At 71.8% G+C, this 6,703-nt stretch carries 6 protein-coding genes; all 6 read left to right on the forward strand.

The features are described 5' to 3' along the window. The first annotated feature begins 38 nt into the window (after positions 1 to 38). On the forward strand, positions 39 to 497 hold the full coding sequence (locus ACJA3G_RS26505) for a carboxymuconolactone decarboxylase family protein (RefSeq protein ID WP_406555563.1): 459 nt from the start codon (positions 39 to 41) through the stop codon (positions 495 to 497). 158 nt (positions 498 to 655) lie between these two features. Further along, entirely contained in the window at positions 656 to 1,534 is an 879-nt protein-coding gene (locus tag ACJA3G_RS26510; protein WP_406555564.1) for a sigma-70 family RNA polymerase sigma factor, read from the forward strand. Between the two features lie 407 nt (positions 1,535 to 1,941). After that, positions 1,942 to 3,462 carry an MFS transporter gene (locus ACJA3G_RS26515; protein ID WP_406555565.1) on the forward strand — a complete coding sequence of 507 codons (1,521 nt, stop codon included), beginning with the start codon at positions 1,942 to 1,944 and terminating at the stop codon, positions 3,460 to 3,462. A gap of 150 nt (positions 3,463 to 3,612) precedes the next feature. Further along, positions 3,613 to 4,029 carry a pyridoxamine 5'-phosphate oxidase family protein gene (locus ACJA3G_RS26520; RefSeq protein ID WP_406555568.1) on the forward strand — a complete coding sequence of 139 codons (417 nt, stop codon included), beginning with the start codon at positions 3,613 to 3,615 and terminating at the stop codon, positions 4,027 to 4,029. A 208-nt stretch (positions 4,030 to 4,237) separates the two neighbouring features. Beyond that, positions 4,238 to 5,725 (forward strand): FAD-dependent monooxygenase, encoded by a 1,488-nt coding sequence (locus tag ACJA3G_RS26525; protein WP_406555566.1) that lies wholly within the window; start codon positions 4,238 to 4,240, stop codon positions 5,723 to 5,725. A 113-nt stretch (positions 5,726 to 5,838) separates the two neighbouring features. Further along, positions 5,839 to 6,703: NAD(P)H-binding protein (locus ACJA3G_RS26530; RefSeq protein WP_406555567.1), on the forward strand; the 865-nt coding region annotated here is incomplete at its 3' end.

The following is a 6,703-nucleotide window of genomic DNA, read 5'->3' on the forward strand; positions in this document are numbered from 1 at the left end:
CGCCATCTCCCCACCCGCACTGCTGAAGGAAGTCAACGATGTCCACCCCCCGGATGAACAACCCGGCGCAGGTGCTGCCCGAGGCCATGACGGCCATTCTGGGTCTGATCAAGTCGATCCGCCGGGCCGGCGTCGACGAGGCCACCCTCGAACTGGTCCATCTGCGCGCCAGCCAGATCAACGGCTGCGGGCCGTGCCTGGACGCGTCGGCGAAGGCCGCGCGGAAGGCGGGCGTCTCCGAGGAGCGCGTCTTCTCGGTGGGCGCCTGGCGCGAGACGCCGTTCTACAGCGACGCCGAGCGGGCGGCGCTGGCGCTCGCCGAGCACGCCACCCGGCTCGCCGACCGCGAGGACGCGGTGCCGGACGCCGTGTGGAACGAGGCCGCCAAGCACTACGACGAGCAGCAGCTCGCCGCCCTGGTCCTCCAGATCGGCGTGGTCAACCTGTTCAACCGTCTCAACGCCGCCACCCGCCAGCAGGCCGGCCAGGCCTGGTAGCGGCCCGTACGCCGCCGGGGACCCCGATCCCCGGCGGTGTGCGAGAGTTGGCCGGCGCAGGGACCGGCGAACGAGCCCGCCGGCGGCGGACGTTGTCACATTTGCCGGGGTCGGTTCGTCAGGGGATTGACGGAACGCGAACCAGAAGGATGTGACCGATGGACGAGCGCGAGTGGCTGGCGCAGCGATTCGAGGAGAACCGGAGCCATCTGAGAGCGGTGGCCTACCGGATGCTCGGCTCGCTGAGCGAGGCCGACGACGCCGTTCAGGAGGCGTGGCTGAGGCTCAGCCGCTCCGACACGGACGACATCGAGAACCTGGTGGGCTGGCTGACCACGATCGTGGGCCGGGTCTGCCTGGACATGCTGCGCTCGCGCCGGGCCCGCCGTGAGGACCCGCTGGAGGCGCAGGTCACCGAGCCGGCCCTGGAGCCGGAGGACGGCGCCGACCCGGAGCACCAGGCGCTCCTGGCCGACTCGGTGGGGCTGGCCCTGCTGGTCGTGCTGGAGACGCTCGACCCCGCCGAGCGCCTCGCGTTCGTCCTGCACGACATGTTCGCGGTGCCCTTCGAGGAGATCGCGCCCATCGTGGACCGCAGCCCCGCCGCCGCCCGGCAGCTCGCCAGCCGGGCCCGCCGCCGCGTCCAGGGCGCGAACACCCCGCCGGCCCCCGACCTGACCCGCCAGCGCGAGGTCGTGGAGGCGTTCCTCACCGCCGCCCGCGGCGGCGACTTCGACGCCCTGGTCGCCGTGCTCGACCCCGACGTCGTGGCCCGCTCCTACGCGGCGGACCGCCCCGGCGGCACGGTGCTGCGCGGCGCCGCCTCGGTGGCCCGGCAGGCGCTCACCTTCGCCCAGTTCGCCAAGTCCGCCGAACCCGCCCTGTTGGACGGCTCGCCCGGGGTGGTCGCCGACCGCGGCAAGCCGACCTTCCGGGTGATGGGCTTCGGCTTCGCCGACTCGGTGATCACCGAGATCGAGGTCATCACCGACCCGGCGCGTCTGGACGCGCTCGATCTGGTGCTGCTGGACGCCTGACCCCGAGCCCGACGGGGCCGTACAGGGTTCGAAAGGGCCCGGGACCGCTGCGGCGGACCCGGGCCTTCGTGCGTCTATGGGCCCATCGCCGCAGGTCAGATGCCGTTCTAAAACTATTTTTCGTCCAGCGGTCACATTCGTCGCGCGCGATCCGTCATATGAGTGACGGACGAGTCCGGGCCGGTGAGCCGAGGGGGGCAGCGCCGGCGGGGCGTCCGTCGCCCTCGTTCGGGGGCGCCCGTACGACAAGCCCCCGATGGAGAGCGGCCTTTGACACGTTCGTCCCGCGTCCGGAACAGAACTCTCGGGCGGCGTTCGGTACCCGACCGCGGTTGTGTCCGGCAGCCACCCGGCATCGCCGGGGGCGCTCTCACCTACTCGATCCTGCATAGTTTAGGAGTCTCGTAATGGCTGCCGCCGACTCACTCGCGCGGTCGGGACCCGGGGCTGGTTTCAAGCCCGGTGCGATCCTGGCGTTTGTGTGCCTGGGCCAGTTCATGGTCTTCATCGACGTGTCGATCGTGAACCTCGCCCTGCCGTCCATTCAGGACGGCCTCGACATGTCCGATGTCAGTCTGAACTACATCGTCACCGCATATTCGACCGTGCTCGGCGGCTTCCTGCTGCTCGGTGGACGGCTCGCCGACACCTTCGGCCGGCGCAAGTTCCTCATGAGCGGCTTCCTGATCTTCGCGCTCGCCTCGCTCACCTCGGGTCTGGCGCAGAACGCCGCCATGCTGATCACCTCCCGCGGTTTCCAGGGCCTGGGTTCCGCGATGATCGCCCCCGCGGCCCTGTCGATCCTGACCAACACCTTCCCCGAGGGCGCCGAGCGCAACAAGGCGCTCGGTGTGTGGGGCTCGCTCGCCGGTATCGCCTCCATCCTCGGTGTGATCCTCGGCGGCGTCCTCGCCGACGGCCCGGGCTGGGAGTGGATCTTCTGGATCAACGTGCCGATCGGCGTGGTGCTGGCCATCCTCGCCCCGAGGGTCGTCCCCGAGTCCAAGTCCGACGCCCCGCGCCAGCGCTTCGACTTCGCGGGCGCCGCGACCCTGACCGCCGGTCTGCTGCTCCTCATCTTCACGCTCGGTGAGGCCATCAACGTCGGCTGGGGCACCACCCGCACGATCGGCAGCCTGGTCGGTGTCGCCGTCCTGCTCACCGCGTTCCTGGTCATCGAGACCAAGGTCGAGGCGCCGATGATGCCGCTGCGCATCTTCCGCCTCAAGACGATGCGGGTCGCCAACCTCTCCGCGATCCTCGTCTTCGGTACCTTCGGCGCGCTGTTCTTCTTCGCCAGCCTCTTCATGCAGCAGGCCTTCGGGTACTCCCCGATGAAGGCCGGCTTCGCCTACGTGCCGCTCGCCGTCTCGGTGGCCTTCGGCGCCGGTGCCGCCTCCGGCATCATCGCCAAGGTGGCGGCCCGCCCGGTGCTCGCCGTGGGTCTGACCCTCACCACCAGCGGTCTGCTCCTGCTGTGGCGCGCCCCGGCCGACGGCTCGTACGTCATCGACCTGCTCCCCGCGTTCATCCTGCTCGGCCTCGGCTGCGGCATGGTCTTCGTGACCCTGCAGATCGCCGCCTTCGTCGGCATCCCGGACGAGGAGGCGGGCGTCGGCGCCGGTCTCATCAACACCAGCCAGGAGGCCGGTGGCGCCCTCGGTCTCGCCGTGATCGCGACCATCGCGTACAACGGCCTGGAGGACAAGCTCGCCAAGACCGGCGGCGACGCCGGCAAGATCCACGACATCCAGGCGACGGCCAACCACCACGCCTTCCTCTCCGCGGCGATCCTCTGCTTCGCCGCTCTGCTGGTCGCGCTGTTCTTCATGCCGAAGGGCGCCCAGTCGATGAGCTCGGCGCACGCGCACGGCACCGCCGACCCGGAGGCCGCGGGCACGCCCGAGGCCGCCGGCGTCGAGAAGTGATGACCCCTGTGAACCGCCCGCTCGCCGCATAGGGCTGGGCAGGCCGTGGCGCTCCTCCGACACCTGGCGGAGGAGCGCCACTGGCCGTACGGGGCCGGGCCGCCCATGGCGCCGCGCCCGGCGAGCAACGCCTGGAAGGACGTGTCCGTGATGTCGCTGCCCCAAGGGCGTACCAACGCCGTGGAGGTCTCCGCCTCGGTGGAGGCGTTCCTCACCCAACCGCTCGTGGCCACCCTGACCACCCTGCGCCCCGACGGCTCGCCCCATGTGGCGCCCGTCCGGTTCACCTGGGACGCGGCGTCGGGGCTGGCGCGGGTCATGACGGTGGTCACCTCGCGCAAGGCCCGCAATGTGCTGGCCGCCCCGGGCAGCCGGGCCGTCCTGTGCCAGGTGGCGGGTTTCGCCTGGGTCACCCTGGAGGGCACGGCCACGGTCCGGGACGACCCGCGGCGGGTGGCCGAGGGAGTGGGCCGCTATGCCGAGCGGTACGGGTCGCTGCCGCCGAATCCGCCCGGCCGGGTGGTCCTGGAGATCGCCGTCGACCGGGTCATGAACCTCAATACGTAATTCGCTCCCCGCAATCACCGCACGTTCTGCGAACGCGGCACCACCGGACCACCGAATCCGGCGGTGCCGCGTTTCCGTGTTTCCCGCTCGGCCTTACTGGGTGTAACTCGCCCCCGCAATACGCGACTTGAGTCGTACTCAGGTAGTGGCTGCCAGCATCGGCCATATCGGCTGATCCATGTCATCCATCTGCACGAGGAGTGCGCACATGACCCAGGGCGCAATTGTTGTCGGGGCCGGTCCGGTAGGACTCATGCTCGCCGGAGAACTCCGCCTTGCCGGTGTGGAGGTCGCCCTCTACGACAAGCTTCCGGCCCCGAGCGGAGAATCGCGCGGCCTCGGATTCACCGGCCGTACGGCGGAAGTCCTCGACCAGCGCGGCCTGCTGACCAAACTCGGCGACATCCGCTGGGGCAAGCAGGGCCACTTCGGCGGCGTCCGGATCAACTTCGACGAGCTGGACGAGAGCCACTACGGCATCATGGGCCTGGCCCAGTCCCGTACCGAGGAGACCCTCGGCGCCTGGGTCGAGGAGCTGGGCGTCACCGTCCGCCGCGGCTACGAGGTCACCGGCTACCGGGAGACCGAGGACGGCGTCGTCGTCGAGTACGAGGGCCCCGACGGCCCGGGCGAGGAGTCGGCCCAGTACCTCGTCGGCACCGACGGCGGCCGGTCCACCATCCGCCGCCTCGCCGGCATCGACTTCCCCGGCGAGCCCGCCACCCGCGGGATGTACCTGGCCGACGTGGTCGGCGCCGGGCTGCGGATGCGCCCCATCGGTGAGCGCATCGAGGGCGGCGGCATGGTCCTCTCGGTCACCCTGGAGCCGGGCATCGACCGCATCGTCATCCACGAGCCGGGGGTGCGCCCGCACCACGGTGAGGGCGAGCTGCAGTTCTCCGAACTCGCCGACGCCTGGGAGCGCATGACCGGCGAGGACATCCACGGCGCGAGCGCCCGCTGGATGTGCGCGCTGACCAACGCCACCGGCCAGGCCACCGACTACCGCAAGGGGCGGGTCTTCCTCGCCGGCGACGCCGCCCACGACCACGCGCCGCTGGGCGCCCAGGGCGTCAGCGTCGGCCTCCAGGACGCCGTCAACCTCGGCTGGAAGCTGGCCGCGGCCATCAAGGGCCAGGCCCCCGACGACCTGCTCGACACCTACCACGCGGAGCGGCACCCGGTCGGCGAGCAACTGCTGCGCAACACGCTCGCCCAGTCGCTGATCTACCTCAGCGGCGAGGAGATGGAGCCGCTGCGCGCCGTACTGCGCGAGCTGGTGCAGATCCCGGACGCCGCCCGCCACCTGGCCGGCCTGGTCAGCGGTCTGGACGTACGGTACGACGTCGACACCGACGGCACCGGCCACCCGCTCCTCGGGCTGCGCCTGGCCCCGGGCCGCGAGATCGAGCGCGCCGACGGCGGGCGGGTCCGGGTCGCGGAGCTGCTGCACAGCGCGCGCGGTGTCCTGATCACCACCGGTGACTCCCGTGAGGCCGCCGAGCTCGCCGCGGGCTGGGCGGACCGCGTCGACGTGGTCACCGGCGCGTGGGTGCCCTCCGGCACCGCCTCCGACCAGGACCCCGAGGCCGTACTCGTCCGTCCCGACGGACACGTCGTGTGGGCCGCGCCCGACGGCGGCAAGCTCCGGGACGCGCTTGAGCGGTGGTTCGGCGCGGCTCAAGTGGCCGGATAGAAGCTGAATCCGCAGCACCAGCCGCCACCCTGCCGAGGGCCTGTCCGGCGCCTACCCGCCGGACAGGCCCTGGCCGCACGCCCACCCCCAGCACCGTCGAAAGGGAACCCACCATGACCGTCCTCGTCACCGGCAGCAGCGGCAAAGTCGGCTCGCACCTCGTGCGGCTGCTCGCCGCCCGGGGCGTCGCCGTACGCGCCGGCTCGCGCAGCCCCGAGAAGCTCACGCTGCCCGAGGGCGTCGAGTCCGTGAAGCTGGCGCTCGACGAGCCCGCGGACTTCCCCGCCGCGCTCGCCGGGGTCACCTCGGTCTTCCTGTACTGCGAGGCCGCCGCGATCGGCGAGTTCGTCGAGCAGGCCGAACAGGCCGGTGTCGAGCACGTCGTCATCATGTCCGCCGACGCGGTGCTGCGCCCCGACGCCGCCGACAACCCGATCGCCGCGCCCCACCTCGCCGTCGAGCAGGCGCTCGCCGCCTCCTCGATCACCTCGACCCCGCTGAACTGCGGCGCCCTCGCCAGCAACGCCATGCCGTGGGCCTGGCAGCTCAAGGCGCGCGGCACGGTCGGCCTGCCCTACCCCAACAGCTACGCCGACCCGGTCAACGAGCGGGACGTCGCCGAGGCGGCGCTCGCGGTGCTCACCGACCCGTCGCTGCGCGGCCGTTCGTACCACCTCACCGGCCCCGAGGCGCTCACCTTCACCCAGCACATCGCGGCCATCGAGGCCGCCGCGGGCCGGTCCATCCCGGTCACCGAGGTCCCCCCGGCCGTGTGGCGCGCGAACAAGCCCGACTTCATGCCGGGCGACATCGCGGACGCGCTGCTCGACCTGTGGGCGGCCAGCTCCTCCCCGGTCCCGCTCACCGGTGACGTCGAGAAGCTCACCGGCCACCCCGCGCGGCCCTTCACCGAGGGCCGAGGAGTACGCGGGCCCGTTCCGCGGCTGACGGCCACCGGCCCCGCACGCCCGCCACCCC

Origin of the sequence: Streptomyces sp. YS-3, assembly GCF_045257485.1 — a bacterium.
GTDB lineage: Bacteria > Actinomycetota > Actinomycetes > Streptomycetales > Streptomycetaceae > Streptomyces.

What these genes read in the sequence shown, in the direction of transcription:
- ACJA3G_RS26505 (WP_406555563.1), top strand. Translation starts at nt 39, where the DNA reads ATGTCCACCCCCCGGATGAACAACCCGGCGCAGGTGCTGCCCGAGGCC.
- ACJA3G_RS26510 (WP_406555564.1), top strand. Translation starts at nt 656, where the DNA reads ATGGACGAGCGCGAGTGGCTGGCGCAGCGATTCGAGGAGAACCGGAGC.
- ACJA3G_RS26515 (WP_406555565.1), top strand. Translation starts at nt 1,942, where the DNA reads ATGGCTGCCGCCGACTCACTCGCGCGGTCGGGACCCGGGGCTGGTTTC.
- ACJA3G_RS26520 (WP_406555568.1), top strand. Translation starts at nt 3,613, where the DNA reads ATGTCGCTGCCCCAAGGGCGTACCAACGCCGTGGAGGTCTCCGCCTCG.
- ACJA3G_RS26525 (WP_406555566.1), top strand. Translation starts at nt 4,238, where the DNA reads ATGACCCAGGGCGCAATTGTTGTCGGGGCCGGTCCGGTAGGACTCATG.